The following is a 19,608-nucleotide window of genomic DNA, read 5'->3' as shown; positions in this document are numbered from 1 at the left end:
TGATTAAGGAAAATAGCCATGAACAAATATATACGTTCGACGGGACTGTATGCGTTTTTATTTCCAGCCAGTTTAAAGGACTCCGGGCAGACAGCAGCAGAAAGAATAGAACAACTGAAGCCGGAATTTATCCACCGGGAAAGGCGTCTGGAAATCTATCTGGAATTATTCATTGTGTTTCTCACTGCAGGTGCTCTGCTGTTATGGATAATGAGATTTTTATTTAATCTCTGCGTGGATGACTGGATAGCCAGCGGTGACCTGCGAGTAAAAGACCTGTGGAATATTATGATGTACGCCATCCCTTATGCGCTGATCGCTGTTGGGGTGGGGTTCTTTGTTGCCGGAGTGACATTAGCAATCCGCAATTTTTTCAGTTATCACCTTAAGACCCTTTTTATTCTGAGAAATGACAGAGTTAAAAAGAATGCTGTGCGTAATGGAGGACAGGATGCGAATTAAACTTCTGTCACTTTTCTGCGGTGCCGCGCTTGGCCTGTCATTTAGCGCCGCCGCCGACGTGAATGGCGACATGAATAACTTCTTCAATAAGCTCGGGTTTGCGTCCAATACCAGCCAGCCACAGGTCTGGCAGGGGCAGGCGGCGGGTTATGCCTCTGGCGGTTCGCTGTATGCCAGAACGCAGGTGAAAACGATCCAGCTGGTCAGCATGACCCTGCCGGATATTAACGCCGGCTGCGGCGGCATCGATGCGTACCTGGGGTCGTTCTCCTTTATCAACAGCGAGCAGCTGCAGCGCTTTGGCAAACAAATTATGTCCAACGCCGCGGGTTACTTCTTTGACCTTGCCCTGCAGACCACGGTTCCGGAGATCAAAACCGCAAAGGACTTCCTTCAAAAGATGGCCACTGACATGAACAGCATGAACCTCAGTTCCTGCCAGGCTGCTCAGGGAATTGTGGGTGGCCTGTTTCCTCGTACCCAGGTCGCTCAACAAAAGGTCTGCCAGGACATTGCCGGTGAAAGCAATATCTTTTCGGACTGGGCCGCCTCGCGCCAGGGTTGTACGGTGGGCGGCAAGATGGACAGCGTCCAGGATAAGGCCAGCGATAAAGACAAAGAACGTGTGATGAAGAACATTAACATCATGTGGAATGCCTTATCGAAGAACCGGCTCTTTGATGGCAATAAGGAGCTGAAAGAGTTTGTGATGACCCTGACCGGTACGCTGATTTTTGGTGAGAACAGTGAGATCACCCCGTTGCCGGCACGCACCACTGACCAGGATCTGATTAAAGCCATGATGGAGGGCGGCACAGCTAAAATCTACCACTGCAATGACTCGGATAAATGTCTCAAGGTCGTTGCTGATGCGACCGTAACCATCACCGCCAATAAGGCGCTCAAAAATCAGATTCGCGCTTTGTTGAGCAGTATCCAGAATAAAGCGGTGGCTGATGAAAAACTGACAGAGCAGGAGAAAGGGTTTATCTCCAGCACCACCATTCCGGTGTTCAAATACCTGGTCGATCCGCAGATGCTCGGGGTGTCTAACTCACTTATTTACCAGCTGACGGACTATATCGGCTACGACATCCTGCTGCAGTACATTCAGGAACTTATCCAGCAGGCCCGGGCGATGATCTCAACCGGTAATTATCCCCAGTCGACAATGGATATGATCATGGAAAATCTCAACCAGGCGAGTGTGCAGATTGCCGCTTTCCAGTCCCGTGTTCAGGTCCAGCAGGACGCCTTGCTTGTGGTTGACAGACAAATGAGTTACATGCGCCAGCAGGTCTCTGCCCGCATGATGACCCGCTACCAGAATAACTATCATTTTGGGGGGAATCTGTAATGCTTGAGATATATGCCATTGCTGGCGGCGACTGGTTACGGGGCAACCTGAACGCGATTGCGGCGTTTATGGGGACCAGCACATGGTCGACTATAGAAAAGATGTGTATCGCCATCTCGGTACTCATTGTGGCGGGGAACTGGGTAAAAAAACACAACGTAATGGACCTTATTGGCTGGGTCTTTTCCCTCACCCTGGTCTCTATGCTGGTTGTCATTCGTACCCCTGTGCAGATCATCGATTACAGTAACGTTGCGCAGGTCTATGAAGTCGATAATGTTCCTATTGGTCTTGCCATTCCTGCGTCGCTGACAACGAGGGTGGGAAACGCGCTTATCCAGAGTTATGAGATGGTCTTCGCGCTGCCGGACAGCGTCACGTACAGTAAAACGGGGATGTTATTTGGCAGTAATCTGGTCGCGAAAAGTACGGATTTTTTGTCACAAAATCCTCAGATTACGACGCTGTTTTCCGATTACGTACAAAACTGTGTGATGGGCGATATTTTCCTCAATCATAAGTACTCTTTTGAAGAATTACTGAATTCACCTGATCCGTATACCCTGATTTTTGCAAACCCAAGCCCACTGCGTGGCGTGTTTGATAAAAACAACCAGTTCCAGACATGCGAAGAGGCCTCACGGGATCTGAAATCGGCTCTTGCGCTTGATACTCAGACAGGCGGGAAAACCTGGAACTACTATGTTCGTCAGCTGTTTGGCGGCAAACCTAATCCCGATCTGCTTTTCAGCCAGATGATTGGCGACAGCTACAATTACTTCTACAGCTCGGGACAGAGCGCCGGGCAGATTATCCGCCAGAACGTCACGATGAACGCCCTGCGCAGTGGGATCCAGAGTTATGCGGCCCGCAGCGGGGACACCGCCAGTCTGGTCAATATGGCTAACACATCATCCCTTGAAAAGCAGCGGCTGGCACAGGCCACAATGGGGCACCAGGCGCTTCGCGCACTTCCACTGATGCAGACCGTCATTATGGGTTTAATGATTGGGATGTTCCCGATCATGGTGATGGCTGCCATGTTTAACATGATGACGCTGCAGGTGCTTAAAGGGTATGTGTTTGCGCTTATCTGGCTGCAGACGTGGCCATTACTGTTCGCCATCCTGAACAGCGCGATGGCCTACTATGCGAAGCAAAATGGCGTGCCGGTTGTTCTCTCTGAGTTGTCGCAGGTTCAGCTCAAAAACTCGGATATTGCGACCACCGCGGGTTATATTGCCGTGATGATACCGCCCTTGTCGTGGGGGATCGTGAAGAGCATGGGGGCCGCTTTCTCCAGTGCCTACAGCCATTTTTCTTCTTCGGGGCTCAGTGCAACATCGCAGGCGGCCTCCGGCGTGGTGGACGGGAATTACTCTTTCGCCAACATGCAGATGGAGAACGTCAGCGGCTACAGCTGGGGTACCAACAGTACAACCAGTTTCGGACAGATGTCGCGGCAGCTGGCGAATGGGGGTATGAGCACGCAGACGCGGGATGGATCGATGGTCTGGGACAGTGGTGGTGCAATGTCAAAACTGCCGGTGGATATCAACGTCGGTCGTCAGATAGCCAGTGCGCAGCAACAGATGGCCCGTGAGGCTGATGTCCAGGCCGAAAGCGCGCTGCATGGCTATAACAGCAGCGTGACAAGTGCCTGGAATAGTCTGCAGCAATTTGGCACCAATAAAGGGAACAGCACATCAACAACGACAGGGGCCGATACTACCGAGTCTTCGCAGGATTCGATGGCCAGAAGCAAGATGTGGAATGCGGTTGTTGCTAATGCGAAAGCCAACAACATCAGTAATGAGGAGTCTTTCCAGCAGTTGATGGATGATTCATCGAAAAGAACTCAATCATTTGATGCACATGTATCTGGTAAATGGAGTTCTGGGGATCAGCTGTTTGGCAAGTTAGGAAAGTGGGGCAGTGGTTTTTCTGCTGAAGTTGGTGGTAAAGGAAGTGCAGGCTGGGGACACAGCTCAGGTAATACAGATAACGTTGGAACTTCCGGTAGGGAATCGAATGACAGCCGACATGATACCAGCAGTCAGGCGGCCAAAGACTTTAAGGAAGCATCCGATTACTTTACCAGCCGCAAAACCACCACATCGGGCAATATTACCGATAATAATGCCAGCTCGCGTGTTGACCAGTTTGCCGCGTCACTCTCCAGTGCCAAAAACAGCTATGACCAGTATACAAGCAGCCGGACACGCAGCCATGAGTACAGTGAGATGGCATCACGCACAGAGAGCATGACTGGCCAGATGAACGAAAACCTGACTCAGCAGTTTGCGAACTTTGTTCAGCATCGTGCTCCACAGGATGCCGAAGCCATTCTGACCAATACCAGTTCTCCTGAAATTGCGGCGCAGCGTGAAGCCCTGGCGCGTGAATTCGTCAAAGAGCAGGTAGAACCCAGGGTTGATGCTGCGTATCAACAGGGGCGTGAAAGCATCGGACAGAATATGGCTGGGGTGTCAGGTGGTGGTGACAATGGTTCGGTAATGGCCGACTACGGACAAAATTCTCGTCGTATCGATGTTATGACACAAGATGCGGGTATTAAGGATAACGTGGGTCAGAAGGTGGATAGGATGATTACAGAGAATAAACAACAGCATCAGGAAACCCGCGAAAACATACAACGGCAAGGCGCAGAGGTGAAAAGTGAAAATGCTGAAATGGAAAAGAACCATAAAACTAAAGCAAATGAGTTTAAAGGTGATTATAATGAAAGAAAGAGTAAGGTAAATTCTTTACCTGGAGCTGACTCTCAGGCTGAGTTAGAGGAAAAAGCGGCGAAAACGCAAAAGGATTTTCTTGATGGGAAAAGATGAAAATGATGATGACCAATAAAATCCTCATTGAAGAAGTAGATGAGCTGAAAAATGTGTTTTCACGAGGTGAAATGGAGATACCATCTTTTTGGTCATGTCTATGGCCTGGAGTAATTGTTGCCGCCTGGAATATGATTTGCGCCCTAATTAGTGTAGGGGGCGGGTATTTGTCTGTTAAGTTCATATTTTGGGTGTTGGTGTTCCCCGGTGTTATAAGTCTTATTGTTCTGCTTGGTGTGGCAAGTGCGCGTTCACTTTTTTTATCTGTTCCCAGAACCTATAGAATGCGCTCGCAGGTATATCGGTTTATATCTAGAAAAGTTATGGTCTATGCACTTGTGTATATGGCTTTAATTCTAGCGCTTGCACTATTTAATAGAGTGTATTATGCCTCTCCATTTCCTTTTTCGTTCATGATTCTTATTGCGACGATTTTTGTATGGTTTGTTATGAATATTGATTTTGGACGATATCAACTTTCGGTACTCTCATCTGCGATAAACTCTTTCAGAGCAGAAAAGTTGGGGGGGGGATGATCCAGAGGCAACCTATCAATTATGGTGGTTTGTTAACAGCCTAAAAGTTTCCTTTGTTATTATTGGTTTCTTAGACTGTAATTAGTTTTCACATCTCGTTTAAAATTCGTATATAGTGAATGCGCATTCCGAAATCATAAGAGAATGTGTATTCACTCGTATTGATTATGTCACAAGGATTCAGGATGAAGCTTAATAAATTCATGGCTGTGATGGTCGTCAGCTCTGCTCTGGTGTTGTCTGGATGTAGTGCAATGGGAACCGCTATTAAAAAGAGAAATCTGGAAGTAAAAACCCAGATGAGCGAAACAATCTGGCTGGAACCTTCAAATAATAAGACGGTTTATCTGCAAATCAAAAATACCTCCGATAAGGATATGAGTGGCCTGCAGGCAAAAATTGCCAGCGCTGTCACTTCAAAGGGATATCAGGTCGTCAGTAACCCCGATACGGCGGGCTACTGGATCCAGGCGAATGTGCTCAAGGCCGATAAAATGGACCTTCGTGAGTCTCAGGGCTGGTTAAGCCGGGGTTATGAGGGCGCTGTGACTGGCGCCGCTCTTGGGGCGGGGATTACCGCTTACAACTCCAGTTCCGCGGGAGCAACCCTGGGAGTAGGGCTTGCAGCCGGTCTGGTCGGAATGGCGGCTGACGCGATGGTGGAAGATGTGAACTACACCATGATCACCGATGTTCAGATCGCGGAAAGAACCAAAACACAGGTTCAGACTGATAACGTGGCCGTATTACGTCAGGGAACATCCGGAGCAAAAGTGCAGACAAGTACTGAAACGGGTAATCAGCATAAATACCAGACTCGCGTCGTCTCTAACGCGAATAAAGTTAACCTCAAGTTCCCTGAAGCCCAGCCTGTTCTTGAAGACCAGCTGGCAAAATCGATCGCTAATATCCTGTAAACGTTCTATTCCACGGCCCGGGTACTCCGGGCCAGACTGGCATCACCTTTCCGGCGTGTCAGAATTCATTCGTCAAATAATCAGTTAATTCCACATCTAAACGGTGAACAGTTGCGCAATTTATTTGTGCATCTGTGAGGCGTTGCCGCCTTCGGCGGAGTCTTTTCGTCTTTATTTGAACAGAGGTTATTTATGACAATATCTGTGCCTGTCAGGTCTCTTGATACACATGAACTGATGCCTGGCGATATTTACCCACATCCTGCAGCGGGGGGAATTGATTCCCTGTCACATCGCGAGGTCTGTTCTCTCTTCAGTGACCACATCATGTATATCTGCAGCGCGTTAGTTATTCTTCTGCTTGTTTTCATCGCAGGTGTCTTTTTCCGAAAAATAATGACGTCTTCCGTGGAGCGTAAGCGAAACACGGCGTCAGTTATTTCCGATGCAAAGCCAGAAGTACAGAGCAAACCGGAATACTTCCATCTTTCCATATGTGTGGAAGGCCCGGCCAGCACGGATGACTCCGCCTTGTCCTCTCTTGCCTCCCGTGTTGTCCGCGAAGCAGAAAATCTGTATATCCCCGGCGTCAATCGCCGCGACAGCGCTGACGACGTGTTTGCCTGGTCCGTGCAGACTCAGTTTCCTTCTGACAGGCTCTTCGGCACACGGATTTTCCCGTCAACCGGCTGGTTTGAACGTCCGGATATGATTAAACATCCGGTGAAATGCTACTGCGTCTGCCTGCAGTACACGACTGAAACATTGCCATCCACACTGTATGCCCTGGTCGATGAGGCCGGACGGCAGGTGGCGAAGTCGTATATTAAAGGCGGGCACTGCCCTGGCTCAGAGGGCTATACCTTCTGCATAACCTCTTAATAGAAGTCAGTATCCGGCCTGGCCATCAATGGATCCGGGCATGACTGTAATCCTGTTTTGTGCCGGTGTATTTCCGCTGATTAATTTGTCCTTCCGACCCTAATACTTTACTGACGGATTAGTGCCATGAGTTTCAATGCCAAAGATATGACGCAGGGCGGTCAGATCGCCAATATGCGCTTTCGCATGTTTGGTCAGATTGCCAATATTATTTTCTACGTGCTGTTTATTTTATTCTGGGTGCTGTGCGGGCTGATGCTGATGTATCGGCTCAGCTGGCAAACCTTTGTGAACGGCTGCGTATACTGGTGGTGTACGACGCTGGGTCCGATGCGCGATATTATTCGTTCCCAGCCGGTATACACCATTCAGTATTACGGCCAGTCGCTGGAATATACCTCAGAACAAATCCTGGCCGATAAATATACTATCTGGTGCGGAGAGCAGCTGTGGACCAGTTTCGTCTTTGCAGCCGTGGTTTCTCTTGTTATCTGTATCGTGACGTTCTTCATCGCCAGTTGGGTGCTGGGCCGCCAGGGGAAACAGCAGAGTGAGGATGAGAATACCGGCGGGCGCCAGCTTTCCGATAAGCCCAAAGAAGTGGCCCGCCAGATGAAGCGTGATGGTATGGCCTCCGATATTAAAATTGGCGATCTGCCTATTCTTAAAAACTCCGAAATCCAGAACTTCTGCCTCCACGGTACCGTGGGTTCCGGTAAATCAGAAGTAATCCGCCGGCTACTGAATTATGTTCGTGCCCGGGGCGATATGGCCATCATTTACGATCGCTCCTGTGAGTTCGTCAAAAGCTATTACGACCCGTCACTGGATAAAATCCTCAACCCGCTGGACTCGCGCTGCGCGGCCTGGGATTTGTGGAAAGAGTGCCTGACGCTGCCGGACTTCGACAACATCTCCAACACTCTTATCCCGATGGGCACCAAAGAAGACCCGTTCTGGCAGGGCTCCGGTCGCACTATCTTTGCCGAAGGCGCGTACCTGATGCGTGAAGACAAGGATCGCAGCTACGAGAAGCTGGTTGATACCATGCTGTCCATTAAAATCGACAAGCTGCGCGCCTATCTGCAGAACACGCCGGCAGCGAACCTGGTTGAAGAGAAAATTGAGAAAACGGCCATCTCCATTCGTGCCGTGCTGACCAACTACGTCAAGGCTATTCGCTACCTGCAGGGCATCGAGAAGAACGGGGAGCCGTTCACTATCAGGGACTGGATGCGCGGTGTCCGTGAGGACCGACCCAATGGCTGGCTGTTTATCTCCTCCAACGCTGACACCCATGCTTCCCTGAAGCCGGTTATCTCGATGTGGCTGTCAATTGCTATCCGCGGCCTGCTGGCGATGGGGGAGAACCGTAACCGGCGCGTGTGGATTTTCGCCGACGAGCTCCCCACGCTGCACAAGCTGCCGGACCTGGTCGAAATCCTCCCGGAGGCGCGTAAATTTGGTGGTTGTTATGTGTTCGGTATTCAGTCCTATGCCCAGCTGGAAGATATCTATGGCGTCAAGCCTGCCGCCACGCTCTTTGACGTGATGAACACCCGAGCCTTCTTCCGCTCCCCGAGTAAAGAGATTGCGGAGTTTGCTGCCGGTGAAATTGGCGAGAAGGAAATCCTCAAGGCCAGCGAGCAGTACTCCTACGGTGCTGACCCGGTGCGTGATGGTGTATCGACCGGGAAAGAAAAAGAGCGGGAAACGCTGGTCAGTTACTCCGATATTCAGACGCTGCCTGACCTGTCCTGCTATGTCACGCTGCCCGGGCCGTATCCGGCCGTGAAACTGGCCCTCAAATACAAACCGCGTCCGAAAATTGCCGAGGGATTTATTCCTCGCACTCTCGATGCGCGGGTGGATGCGCGGCTCAGTGCGTTGCTTGAAGCGCGGGAAGCTGAAGGCAGTCTTGCCAGGGCACTTTTCACGCCGGATGCGCCGGCATCCGGGCCCGCTGATACAAACAGTCACGCCGGTGAACAACCTGAGCCGGTCAGTCAGCCTGCGCCAGCAGACATGACAGTATCTCCGGCACCGGTAAAAGCGCCGCCGACAACGAAGATGCCGGCAGAGGAACCTTCCGTCAGAGCAACGGAGCCTTCCGTCCTGCGGCTCACGACCGTACCGTTGATCAAGCCAAAAGCAGCCGCTGCTGCCGCTGCAGCCGCAACAGCATCCTCTGCCGGTACCCCTGCTGCAGCTGCAGGCGGGACAGAACAGGAGCTGGCGCAGCAGTCTGCGGAACAGGGACAGGACATGCTGCCGGCCGGCATGAACGAGGACGGTGTCATCGAGGACATGCAGGCGTATGACGCCTGGCTGGCAGATGAGCAGACACAGCGGGATATGCAGCGGCGTGAGGAAGTCAATATCAACCACAGCCACCGCCACGATGAACAGGATTATGTCGAGATTGGGGGGAACTTCTGATGATGTCGATTGGCTCCGTTAAATCGGCGGGCAGTGCCGGTAATTACTATACGGATAAGGATAATTACTACGTCATAGGGAGCATGGACGAACGCTGGCAGGGTAAGGGGGCTGAGGCGCTGGGGATCGACGGGAAAGCCGTGGATAAGGCGCTGTTTACGGAACTGCTGAAAGGGAAGCTGCCGGATGGCAGCGACCTGACCCGGATACAGGACGGCGCCAACAAGCACCGGCCCGGTTATGACCTGACCTTCTCGGCCCCCAAAAGCGTGTCGGTCATGGCGATGCTGGGCGGCGATAAACGCCTTATCGATGCCCACAACCAGGCGGTAACCGAAGCGGTGCGGCAACTGGAGACGCTGGCCGCGACCCGGGTCATGACGGACGGTAAAAGCGAAACGGTGCTGACCGGAAATCTGATTGTGGCGAAATTCAACCACGACACGAACCGTAACCAGGAACCTCAGATACACACCCATGCCGTCGTCATTAACGCCACGCAGAACGGGGACAAATGGCAGTCTCTCGGCACAGATAAGATCGGTAAAACAGGTTTTATCGAGAACGTGTACGCGAACCAGATAGCGTTCGGGAAGCTTTACCGGGAGGCGTTCAAACCCCTGGTTGAGAAGCTTGGCTATGAGACGGAAGTTGTGGGCAAACACGGGATGTGGGAGATGAAAGGGGTCCCTGTGGAACCGTTCTCCACCCGGTCTCAGGAGGTCAGGGAGGCCGCAGGGCCCGATGCCTCCCTGAAGTCCCGGGATGTGGCCGCGCTCGATACCCGCAAGTCGAAAGACGCCATCGATCCGGCAGAGAAGATGGTGGAGTGGATGAACACGCTGAAGGAGACCGGGTTTGACATCCGGGGGTACCGTGAGGCCGCCGATGCGCGAGCCGCAGAGCTGGCCCGTGCACCTGCCGCGCCGGTGAACACTGACGGTCCGGATATCACGGATGTGGTGACGAAAGCGATTGCCGGTCTCAGCGACCGCAAGGTGCAGTTCACGTATGCCGACCTGCTGGCACGCACGGTCGGCCAGCTGGAGGCGAAGGACGGTGTGTTTGAGCTGGCGAGAAAGGGCATCGATGCCGCCATTGAACGGGAGCAGCTTATCCCTCTCGATCGCGAGAAAGGCCTGTTCACCTCAAACATCCACGTTCTCGATGAACTCGCCGTCAAAGCCCTTAGTCAGGAGGTGCAGCGCCAGAATCATGTCTCCGTCACGCCTGATGCGTTTGTGGTGCGCCAGGTCCCTTTCAGCGATGCCGTCAGTGTGCTGGCGCAGGATCGCCCGGTAATGGGTATCGTTTCCGGTCAGGGCGGTGCCACCGGCCAGCGGGAGCGGGTGGCCGAGTTAACCCTGATGGCCCGGGAGCAGGGGCGTGACGTCCATATCCTGGCGGCCGATAACCGCTCACGTGATTTTCTCGCCGGTGATGTGCGTCTGGCCGGGGAAACGGTGACCGGTAAATCCGCCCTGCAGGACGGGACGGCGTTTATTCCGGGCGGAACACTCATCGTGGATCAGGCGGAGAAGCTGAGCCTGAAGGAAACGATTTCCCTGCTCGATGGTGCGATGCGCCATAACGTGCAGGTCCTGCTCTCCGACAGCGGGAAGCGCAGCGGGACCGGCAGCGCGCTGACGGTGCTGAAGGACAGCGGCGTGAATACGTATCGCTGGCAGGGTGGCCATCAGACCACAGCCGACATCATCAGTGAACCGGATAAAGGAGCACGCTACAGCCGGCTGGCACAGGAGTTTGCCGTCAGCGTGCGTGAAGGGCAGGAAAGCGTGGCCCAAATCAGCGGGACGCGTGAACAGAGCGTACTCAACGGCCTTATCCGTGACTCCCTCAGACAGGAGGGGGTGCTGGGTGAGAAAGACACGACCATTACAGCCCTGACGCCGGTGTGGCTGGACAGCAAAAGCCGGGGCGTGCGGGATTATTACCGGGAGGGGATGGTGATGGAACGCTGGGATCCGGAGACCCGGACGCACGATCGCTTTGTCATTGACCGGGTGACCGGGAGCAGCAATATGCTGACCCTGAAAGACCGGGAAGGGGTCCGTCTGGATCTGAAGGTTTCCGCGGTCGACAGCCAGTGGACGCTGTTCCGGGCAGATACACTGCCGGTGGCAGAGGGGGAACGTCTGGCGGTGCTCGGGAAGATACCGGACACACGCCTGAAGGGCGGGGAAAGCATCACGGTGATGAAAGTGGAGGACGGGCAGCTGACGGTACAGCGGCCGGGGCAGAAAACCACGCAGACCCTGGCCGTGGGCGCGGGCGTGTTTGACGGTATTAAAATCGGCCACGGCTGGGTGGAAAGTCCCGGCAGGTCGGTTAGCGAGACGGCAACGGTCTTTGCGTCGGTGACGCAGCGTGAGCTGGATAACGCCACCCTCAACCAGCTGGCGCAGAGCGGAAGTCATCTCCGGCTGTACTCGGCGCAGGATGCGGCGCGCACGACGGAGAAGCTGTCGCGGCATACCGCCTTCAGCGTGGTCTCAGAGCAGCTGAAGACCCGATCCGGCGAGACGGACCTGGATGCGGCCATTGCGCAGCAGAAGGCCGGACTGCGTACCCCGGCAGAACAGGCCATTCACCTGGCCATCCCGCTGCTTGAAAGTGAGAAACTGACCTTCTCCCGGCCCCAGCTGCTGGCGACGGCGCTGGAAACCGGGGGCGGGAAGGTTTCGATGGCGGACATCGACACGACCATCCAGGCACAAATCAGGTCGGGGCAGTTGCTGAATGTACCGGTGGCGCACGGCTACGGCAATGACCTGCTGATTTCCCGTCAGACCTGGGACGCCGAAAAAAGCATCCTGACCCACGTGCTGGAAGGTAAAGACGCGGTGGCCCCCCTGATGGACCGCGTGCCGGCCAGTCTGATGACGGACCTGACCGCCGGACAGCGGGCGGCGACCCGGATGATTCTGGAAAGCACGGACCGGTTCACGGTGGTTCAGGGGTATGCCGGGGTGGGGAAAACCACCCAGCTCCGGGCAGTCATGAGTGCCATCAGTCTGCTGCCGGAAGAGACCCGTCCGCGCGTCATCGGTCTGGCGCCGACGCATCGCGCGGTCGGGGAAATGCAGAGTGCTGGCGTGGATGCGCGCACGACGGCATCGTTCCTCCACGACACGCAGCTGCTACAGCGCAATGGCCAGACACCCGATTTCAGCAACACCCTGTTCCTGCTCGACGAGAGCTCAATGGTGGGGCTGGCCGATATGGCAAAAGCCCACTCCCTCATCGTCGCCGGCGGTGGGCGGGCGGTGTCCAGTGGGGATAACGACCAGCTGCAGCCCATCGCGCCGGGCCAGCCGTTCAGGCTGACGCAGCAGCGCAGCGCCGCCGACGTTGCCATCATGAAAGAGATTGTACGCCAGATGCCTGAGCTGCGACCGGCGGTCTACAGCCTGATTGAGCGGGATGTGCACCGCGCCCTGACCACCATCGAGCAGGTCACGCCGGAGCAGGTGCCGAGAAAAGAAGGCGCCTGGGCGCCGGGCAGTTCTGTGGTGGAATTCACGCCAAAGCAGGAAAAGGCGATAGAAAAGGCGCTGAGCGAGGGGAAAACCCTGCCGGAAGGTCAGCCCGCGACGCTCTACGAGGCGCTGGTGAAGGACTATACCGGACGGACCCCGGAGGCACAGTCGCAGACGCTGGTGATCACCCATCTGAATAAGGACCGGCGGGCGCTGAACAGTCTGATCCATGACGCACGGCGGGAGAACGGGGAAACCGGCAAAGAGGAAATCACCCTGCCGGTGCTGGTCACGAGTAACATCCGTGACGGTGAACTGCGCAAACTGTCGACCTGGACGGCTCACAAGGAGGCGGTGGCGCTGGTTGATAACGTATACCACCGTATCAGCAAGGTGGATAAGGCTAATCAGCTGATCACCCTGACAGACAGTGAAGGAAAGGAGCGATATATCTCACCCCGGGAGGCATCGGCAGAAGGCGTCACGCTCTATCGTCAGGAAAAGATAACCGTGTCTCAGGGGGACCGAATGCGCTTCAGCAAAAGTGACCTGGAGCGCGGCTATGTGGCCAACAGTATCTGGGAGGTGCAGTCTGTTTCGGGTGACAGTGTCACGCTATCTGATGGCAAACTCACCCGTACGCTGACCCCGAAGGCGGATCAGGCGCAGCAGCATATCGACCTCGCCTACGCCATTACGGCCCACGGCGCCCAGGGGGCCAGCGAACCGTATGCCATCGCGCTGGAAGGGGTGGCCGGTGGTCGGGAACAGATGGCCAGCTTTGAGTCTGCCTATGTGGCGTTATCCCGCATGAAACAGCATGTTCAGGTCTACACCGACAACCGTGAGGGCTGGATAAAGGCCATCAAGCATTCACCTGAGAAAGCGACGGCGCACGATATTCTTGAACCCCGTAACGACCGGGCGGTGAAAACAGCCGATCTGCTGTTCGGGCGGGCAAGGCCACTGGATGAAACCGCCGCGGGCCGGGCAGCCCTGCAGCAGTCCGGTCTGGCACAGGGAAGTTCACCAGGAAAATTCATTTCTCCGGGGAAAAAGTACCCTCAGCCGCATGTGGCGCTGCCGGCATTTGATAAAAACGGGAAAGCCGCCGGTATCTGGCTCAGCCCGCTGACCGATCGGGACGGACGGCTGGAGGCTATCGGCGGAGAGGGACGAATTATGGGCAATGAAGACGCCCGGTTCGTGGCGCTGCAGAACAGCCGCAACGGAGAAAGCCTGCTGGCCGGGAATATGGGGGAGGGCGTCAGAATGGCCCGCGACAATCCCGATACGGGGGTGGTGGTGCGGCTGGCCGGTGATGACCGCCCCTGGAACCCCGGGGCCATGACCGGTGGGCGGGTATGGGCTGAACCGGCGCCGGTGGCTCCGGTACCGCAGGCCGGGGCTGACATTATCCTCCCGCCAGAGGTACTGGCACAGCGGGCGGCAGAAGAACAGCAGCGCCGGGAAATGGAAAAACAGGCGGAACAGACTGCCCGGGAAGTGGCCGGGGAGGCGCGTAAAGCCGGCGAGCCGGCGGACCGGGTGAAAGAGGTTATCGGGGACGTCATTCGCGGACTGGAGCGTGACCGGCCGGGTACGGAGAAAACGACGCTACCGGATGATCCTCAGTTCCGGCGCCAGGAGGAGGCGATTCAGCAGGTGGCCTCAGAACGTCTGCAGCGTGAGCGTCTGCAGGCTGTGGAGCGGGACATGGTTCGTGACCTTAACCGCGAGAAAACACTCGGGGGCGACTGACGCGCCTGCGGCTTGTCTGCTCCGGCAGCCTCCCCGATTGAAATCGGGCAGTCTGCCGGAGCGCTAAAAGGAAAAAAAACATGAGAGCACAACACACATTTCCAGGCGCGACAGACAGCTGGCTTCAGCGCCTGCTGACCTGGACACCGGGACAAACGGATATGATTAAAACGGTCGCACTGGTACTGATGGTGACTGACCACACCGGCTTACTGCTGGCCGGAAACAATGAAGTGATGCGCCTGCTGGGACGTGGTTGTTTTCCGCTGTTCGGTCTGGCATGGGGAATGAATCTGGCACGGCACGCGGAAATACGCCAGTCTCAACTGAACAGCCTGTGGGGCTGGGCGCTGGTCGCCCAGGTGTCGTTTATGCTCATCGGGTACCCGTGGTATACCGGGAATATTCTGTTTGCCTTTGCCGTTACGGGCCAGGTCCTGCGGTGGGTCAGCCAGCCGTCCTGGTATTACACCCTCCCGGCGGCTGGACTGCTGGTCACCTGGATACCCCTGTCAACCGGCAGCTACGGCATGGCCGGAGTGGGCATGCTCACCGCCAGCTGGCTGCTTTGTCGCGCACAGCATGCACCGGAACGGCTGGGATACGGGGTGTTGTGGGCCCTCATGGTGTTGCTGATGAATATGCATGACGTGAGTGAATCAGTGGCCGGACTGGCGATTGCGCTGCTGACGCTGATGGTGTGCTCATCTGCCGGAGAACGTGTGAAACGCTTCTGGCCGCGGCAGTTCTTCGTGATGTTCTATGCCGTGCACCTGGCGGTACTGGGTATTGTCGTCTCAATGTGAACGCAGGAGCAGGAAAGGGTGATACCGTTCAGGTATAGTAGCTCTTATTAACTGAACGATAGGCAATTGTTATGGCAGAAGAAAAACGCCCTGTACTGAGCCTGAAACGAAAACCGGCGGAGAACAGCACGGCCCCCGCAGAGGCAACCCCTGCTCCTGGTGTGGTGCGCCGAAAGAAGGTCGTGGTGGTCTCGTCCCCGCCGGCCTGGAAGGCAAAGAAAGCGAAACTTGAGAAGGCTAAACAAGCGGCCGAAGCCGACGCGCGCAACGCTGCGCCGGCGCCGGATAAAGCGGTAAAGACGCCACCTCCGGTGCGTTATCTTCGCCTGCTGCCGCCGGAACAGGCCATCATGACCCTGAAGGCATTCTGGCCACAGCTGTTCGACGGAAACTCACCCCGTCTGCTGGCGAGGGGAATGCGCGAGCAGCTGTTTGCCGACATTGTGAACCGCGACCTGCCGCTGTCGCATAAACAGGTCATTAAGTGCCTGAAGAGTCTGACCCGGTCTGCGGACTATCTGTCCCGGATGAAGGTGGGGGCCTCCCGCTATGATCTGCAGGGGAATGCCGTTGCGACCGTCACTGCAGAGGAAGCGCAGTACGCCAGTGAGCGCATGATGAAGGAGCTGCTGCGAGCTGAACGAAAGATGAGTCAGACCCTTTAATTATATTTACCCATTCCTGATAATTATACCTGGGAATCCTCAGCTAATAGATGTAACGAAAATTAGCTGAGGGTATGCCTGAAATAGCAACAGGTATTCATTTTATATTTGCCGCATTACAGGCTGCGGCATCATAACTGTCCGTGCAGACAGATTCTGGATGACGATGACTGAAAAAATTATTGCTCTCGTAGATTATGAAAATATTGGTACACTTGAAAATGTCCGTCTGTCCCGTTATGAACGCCTTATTTTATTTACCGGGCCTCAGCAGGAGTTTATACGTTTTCCAGCTGTAACGTATGCAGGTGATATATCGGTAAGCGTATTCCAGGTTTCGAATGTGTCAAAAAATAATGTGGACTTCCATCTGGTGTTTGAGCTGGGAAGACTTAGCGCGACTGCACCGGAAGAGACGATATTTCATATTATCTCGAATGATAAAGGCTATGATGGCGTCATTGCCGAGCTATGCAGGGCGGGGAGACGATGTTGCCGTATATCATCGCCTTGCTCTGCAGAGAAACCGAAGGCGGCACCTATGGTAATCAGTAACGATGAAGTGCTGCACCTGACCGATAAAGTCCAGTCATTAAGTAAAAAATCTGCAGGGAACCGCCCGGCGAATACTTCATCCCTGATGAATTATATTAAATCCCTGTCCGGTAATACAAAAGGCATGGCGCTTTATGGTCGCGTTAAAGAGGAATTAATCAGGCGTGGTGTGATTGCGGTGTATGAGAAAACAGTGGTCTGGCGATAATGAAATTAAGACGGCTGTGAATGTTATTTTTATCTAAAAAGGAATCAATATGTTCAGATATTTCATTCTGCGCCCTGAGCAGCAGTTATTCTGTTATTTATACGGCTGCGCGCTGGCACTGGTTCAGATGGTTTTATTTTCTCCTGTATCCCGGGCAAGCGGATTTTATCTGGTTGCGTTATCTGTCGCGCTGTTCTGGGCCGGTCTGGCCCTGTACACCCGGCACATCGACCGGATGAGAAAGCCAGAGGTCTCACCGCTGGTCAGTATTCGCGACGGTATTCAGGTGGTGGCCGAGGTGCCGCGCTATGAAAAGGCCCGGCTGGAATGGGAAATCCTCCGGGATGATGAGGTGTTTCGCCAGCAAAGGTGTGAGCTTACAGGCCTGACCGGACGGGTTATCAGCCGGGGGCTGTTGTATACGCCGGCGGTGATGCTGGTCGGTATCGGTATTCTCGCCTGGGGTTCCCCACAGGATGCCATCCGGCTGATTAATGCTCTTCGTAATATGCCTGCTGCGGAACTGGTGCATCAGATTGGTTTTGTCCTGTGCCACTTCCTGCAGATTAGCGTCATATCAGTTCTGATTGCTGATGTTGGGGTCTGACGCTCAGTGGAACGAAAACTCACGTTAAGGGATTTTGGTCATGAGATTATCAAAAAGGATCTTCACCTAGATCCTTTTAAATTAAAAATGAAGTTTTAAATCAATCTAAAGTATATATGACCTAGATTCTACGTCAGTACTTCAAAAAGCATAATCAAAGCCTTGATAAATATGCATTCCTTCGAAATTCAGCTTTCACCCATTGGGTGAAAGAAAAGTGCTCAAAAATATGTTAAATTATCAGCTTTTATGACTCGATATATGGTAAAATAATAGTAAGAAAAGTAGTAAAAAGGGGTTCTAATTATGATTAATAAAATTGATTTCAAAGCTAAGAATCTAACATCAAATGCAGGTCTTTTTCTGCTCCTTGAGAATGCAAAAAGCAATGGGATTTTTGATTTTATTGAAAATGACCTCGTATTTGATAATGACTCAACAAATAAAATCAAGATGAATCATATAAAGACCATGCTCTGCGGTCACTTCATTGGCATTGATAAGTTAGAACGTCTAAAGCTACTTCAAAATGATCCCCTCGTCAACGAGTTTGATATTTCCGTAAAAGAACCTGAAACAGTGTCACGGTTTCTAGGAAACTTCAACTTCAAGACAACCCAAATGTTTAGAGACATTAATTTTAAAGTCTTTAAAAAACTGCTCACTAAAAGTAAATTGACATCCATTACGATTGATATTGATAGTAGTGTAATTAACGTAGAAGGTCATCAAGAAGGTGCGTCAAAAGGATATAATCCTAAGAAACTGGGAAACCGATGCTACAATATCCAATTTGCATTTTGCGACGAATTAAAAGCATATGTTACCGGATTTGTAAGAAGTGGCAATACTTACACTGCAAACGGTGCTGCGGAAATGATCAAAGAAATTGTTGCTAACATCAAATCAGACGATTTAGAAATTTTATTTCGAATGGATAGTGGCTACTTTGATGAAAAAATTATCGAAACGATAGAATCTCTTGGATGCAAATATTTAATTAAAGCCAAAAGTTATTCTACACTCACCTCACAAGCAACGAATTCATCAATTGTATTCGTTAAAGGAGAAGAAGGTAGAGAAACTACAGAACTGTATACAAAATTAGTTAAATGGGAAAAAGACAGAAGATTTGTCGTATCTCGCGTACTGAAACCAGAAAAAGAAAGAGCACAATGGTAATGACTCCAACTTACTGATAGTGTTTTATGTTCAGATAATGCCCGATGACCTTGTCATGCAGCTCCACCGATTTTGAGAACGACAGTGACTTCCGTCCCAGCCTTGCCAGATGTTGTCTCAGATTCAGGTTATGCCGCTCAATTCGCTGAGTGTAACGCTTGCTGATTACGTGCAGCTTTCCCTTCAGGCGGGATTCATACAGCGGCCAGCCATCCGTCATCCATACCACGACCTCAAAGGCCGACAGCAGGCTTAGAAGACGCTCCAGTGTGGCCAGAGTGCGTTCACCGAATACGTGCGCAACAACCGTCTTCCGGAGCCTGTCATACGCGTAAAACAGCCAGCGCTGGCGCGATTTAGCCCCGACGTATCCCCACTGTTCGTCCATTTCCGCGCAGACGATGACGTCACTGCCCGGCTGTATGCGCGAGGTTACCGACTGCGGCCTGAGTTTTTTAAATGGCGGAAAATCGTGTTGAGGCCAACGCCCATAATGCGGGCGGTTGCCCGGCATCCAACGCCATTCATGGCCATATCAATGATTTTCTGGTGCGTACCGGGTTGAGAAGCGGTGTAAGTGAACTGCAGTTGCCATGTTTTACGGCAGTGAGAGCAGAGATAGCGCTGATGTCCGGCGGTGCTTTTGCCGTTACGCACCACCCCGTCAGTAGCTGAACAGGAGGGACAGCTGATAGAAACAGAAGCCACTGGAGCACCTCAAAAACACCATCATACACTAAATCAGTAAGTTGGCAGCATCACCTATTTCTTGCAGCAAAAATAATCAAAACCGCAAGATATGTAATCATGAAGTTGTCGGAAAACTATCCGTACAAGGGAGTGTATGAAAAATGTCTGGTATAATAAGAATATCATCAATAA

12 protein-coding genes and 3 pseudogenes are annotated in these 19,608 nt (G+C 53.1%); 14 read left to right on the top strand and 1 reads right to left on the bottom strand.

Annotation, left to right across the window (positions count from 1 at the left end):
• Positions 1-18 precede the first annotated feature (18 nt).
• From trbF to CE636_RS01915, 13 genes and pseudogenes are all read left to right on the top strand, one after another.
• On the top strand, positions 19-462 hold the full coding sequence (gene trbF / locus CE636_RS01975) for an F-type conjugal transfer protein TrbF (protein ID WP_013023828.1): 444 nt from the start codon (positions 19-21) through the stop codon (positions 460-462).
• The gene (gene traH / locus CE636_RS01970; RefSeq protein WP_014343487.1) at positions 440-1,819 is read left to right on the top strand and encodes a conjugal transfer pilus assembly protein TraH; all 1,380 of its coding nucleotides are present in this window, start codon (positions 440-442) and stop codon (positions 1,817-1,819) included. The genes trbF and traH overlap by 23 nt, the downstream gene beginning before the upstream one ends.
• Positions 1,819-4,668 (top strand): conjugal transfer mating-pair stabilization protein TraG, encoded by a 2,850-nt coding sequence (gene traG, locus CE636_RS01965; protein WP_013609534.1) that lies wholly within the window; start codon positions 1,819-1,821, stop codon positions 4,666-4,668. The genes traH and traG overlap by 1 nt, the downstream gene beginning before the upstream one ends.
• A gap of 2 nt (positions 4,669-4,670) precedes the next feature.
• Positions 4,671-5,204, top strand: coding sequence for a conjugal transfer protein TraS (locus CE636_RS01960; RefSeq protein ID WP_014343486.1), 534 nt, complete (start codon positions 4,671-4,673; stop codon positions 5,202-5,204).
• A gap of 185 nt (positions 5,205-5,389) precedes the next feature.
• Complete coding sequence (gene traT, locus CE636_RS01955; RefSeq protein WP_013023830.1) at positions 5,390-6,121, top strand: conjugal transfer complement resistance protein TraT; 732 nt, start codon at positions 5,390-5,392, stop codon at positions 6,119-6,121.
• 192 nt (positions 6,122-6,313) lie between these two features.
• Complete coding sequence (locus tag CE636_RS28395; RefSeq protein WP_013023831.1) at positions 6,314-7,003, top strand: hypothetical protein; 690 nt, start codon at positions 6,314-6,316, stop codon at positions 7,001-7,003.
• 126 nt (positions 7,004-7,129) lie between these two features.
• A complete protein-coding gene (gene traD / locus CE636_RS01945) occupies positions 7,130-9,442 on the top strand; it encodes a type IV conjugative transfer system coupling protein TraD (RefSeq protein ID WP_013023832.1) in 2,313 nt (770 codons plus the stop codon).
• Positions 9,442-14,703, top strand: coding sequence for a conjugative transfer relaxase/helicase TraI (traI, locus tag CE636_RS01940; protein ID WP_013023833.1), 5,262 nt, complete (start codon positions 9,442-9,444; stop codon positions 14,701-14,703). Before traD ends, traI begins: the two co-directional genes overlap by 1 nt.
• 80 nt (positions 14,704-14,783) lie before the next feature.
• Positions 14,784-15,509 carry a type-F conjugative transfer system pilin acetylase TraX gene (gene traX / locus CE636_RS01935; protein WP_013023834.1) on the top strand — a complete coding sequence of 242 codons (726 nt, stop codon included), beginning with the start codon at positions 14,784-14,786 and terminating at the stop codon, positions 15,507-15,509.
• 71 nt (positions 15,510-15,580) lie between these two features.
• Entirely contained in the window at positions 15,581-16,174 is a 594-nt protein-coding gene (locus tag CE636_RS01930; protein WP_013609537.1) for a fertility inhibition protein FinO, read from the top strand.
• 160 nt (positions 16,175-16,334) lie between these two features.
• Positions 16,335-16,937, top strand: a complete 603-nt coding sequence (locus CE636_RS01925) for a PIN domain-containing protein (RefSeq protein ID WP_013023836.1) — start codon at positions 16,335-16,337, stop codon at positions 16,935-16,937.
• A 49-nt stretch (positions 16,938-16,986) separates the two neighbouring features.
• Positions 16,987-17,535 (top strand): annotated as a pseudogene (locus CE636_RS01920) (hypothetical protein); the annotation flags it as partial.
• Between the two features lie 315 nt (positions 17,536-17,850).
• Positions 17,851-18,720 (top strand): annotated as a pseudogene (locus CE636_RS01915) (IS1380-like element ISEcp1 family transposase); the annotation flags it as partial.
• 16 nt (positions 18,721-18,736) lie between these two features.
• Here the strand turns inward: CE636_RS01915 and CE636_RS01910 are convergent.
• Positions 18,737-19,434 (bottom strand): IS1 family transposase gene (locus tag CE636_RS01910; RefSeq protein ID WP_151884388.1). Its coding sequence is split into 2 segments (ribosomal slippage): positions 18,737-19,185 and positions 19,185-19,434, totalling 699 coding nucleotides; the frame shifts between segments, so codons are not numbered across the junction.
• A 51-nt stretch (positions 19,435-19,485) separates the two neighbouring features.
• Between CE636_RS01910 and CE636_RS29300 the strand changes: the two are divergent.
• Positions 19,486-19,590: pseudogene (locus tag CE636_RS29300) on the top strand (hypothetical protein); the annotation flags it as partial.
• Positions 19,591-19,608 lie beyond the last annotated feature (18 nt).

It is taken from the genome of Klebsiella sp. LY, from assembly GCF_004010915.1.
In the GTDB taxonomy this organism is placed as follows: domain Bacteria; phylum Pseudomonadota; class Gammaproteobacteria; order Enterobacterales; family Enterobacteriaceae; genus Klebsiella; species Klebsiella quasipneumoniae.
The sequence above is the reverse complement of the archived record's forward strand: the minus strand, read 5'-3'. Positions and strand labels throughout refer to the sequence as shown.

Bases quoted from the DNA above. Each gene is read 5' to 3' on its own strand.
- trbF (WP_013023828.1), top strand. From the start codon at position 19: ATGAACAAATATATACGTTCGACGGGACTGTATGCGTTTTTATTTCCA.
- traH (WP_014343487.1), top strand. From the start codon at position 440: ATGGAGGACAGGATGCGAATTAAACTTCTGTCACTTTTCTGCGGTGCC.
- traG (WP_013609534.1), top strand. From the start codon at position 1,819: ATGCTTGAGATATATGCCATTGCTGGCGGCGACTGGTTACGGGGCAAC.
- CE636_RS01960 (WP_014343486.1), top strand. From the start codon at position 4,671: ATGATGATGACCAATAAAATCCTCATTGAAGAAGTAGATGAGCTGAAA.
- traT (WP_013023830.1), top strand. From the start codon at position 5,390: ATGAAGCTTAATAAATTCATGGCTGTGATGGTCGTCAGCTCTGCTCTG.
- CE636_RS28395 (WP_013023831.1), top strand. From the start codon at position 6,314: ATGACAATATCTGTGCCTGTCAGGTCTCTTGATACACATGAACTGATG.
- traD (WP_013023832.1), top strand. From the start codon at position 7,130: ATGAGTTTCAATGCCAAAGATATGACGCAGGGCGGTCAGATCGCCAAT.
- traI (WP_013023833.1), top strand. From the start codon at position 9,442: ATGATGTCGATTGGCTCCGTTAAATCGGCGGGCAGTGCCGGTAATTAC.
- traX (WP_013023834.1), top strand. From the start codon at position 14,784: ATGAGAGCACAACACACATTTCCAGGCGCGACAGACAGCTGGCTTCAG.
- CE636_RS01930 (WP_013609537.1), top strand. From the start codon at position 15,581: ATGGCAGAAGAAAAACGCCCTGTACTGAGCCTGAAACGAAAACCGGCG.
- CE636_RS01925 (WP_013023836.1), top strand. From the start codon at position 16,335: ATGACGATGACTGAAAAAATTATTGCTCTCGTAGATTATGAAAATATT.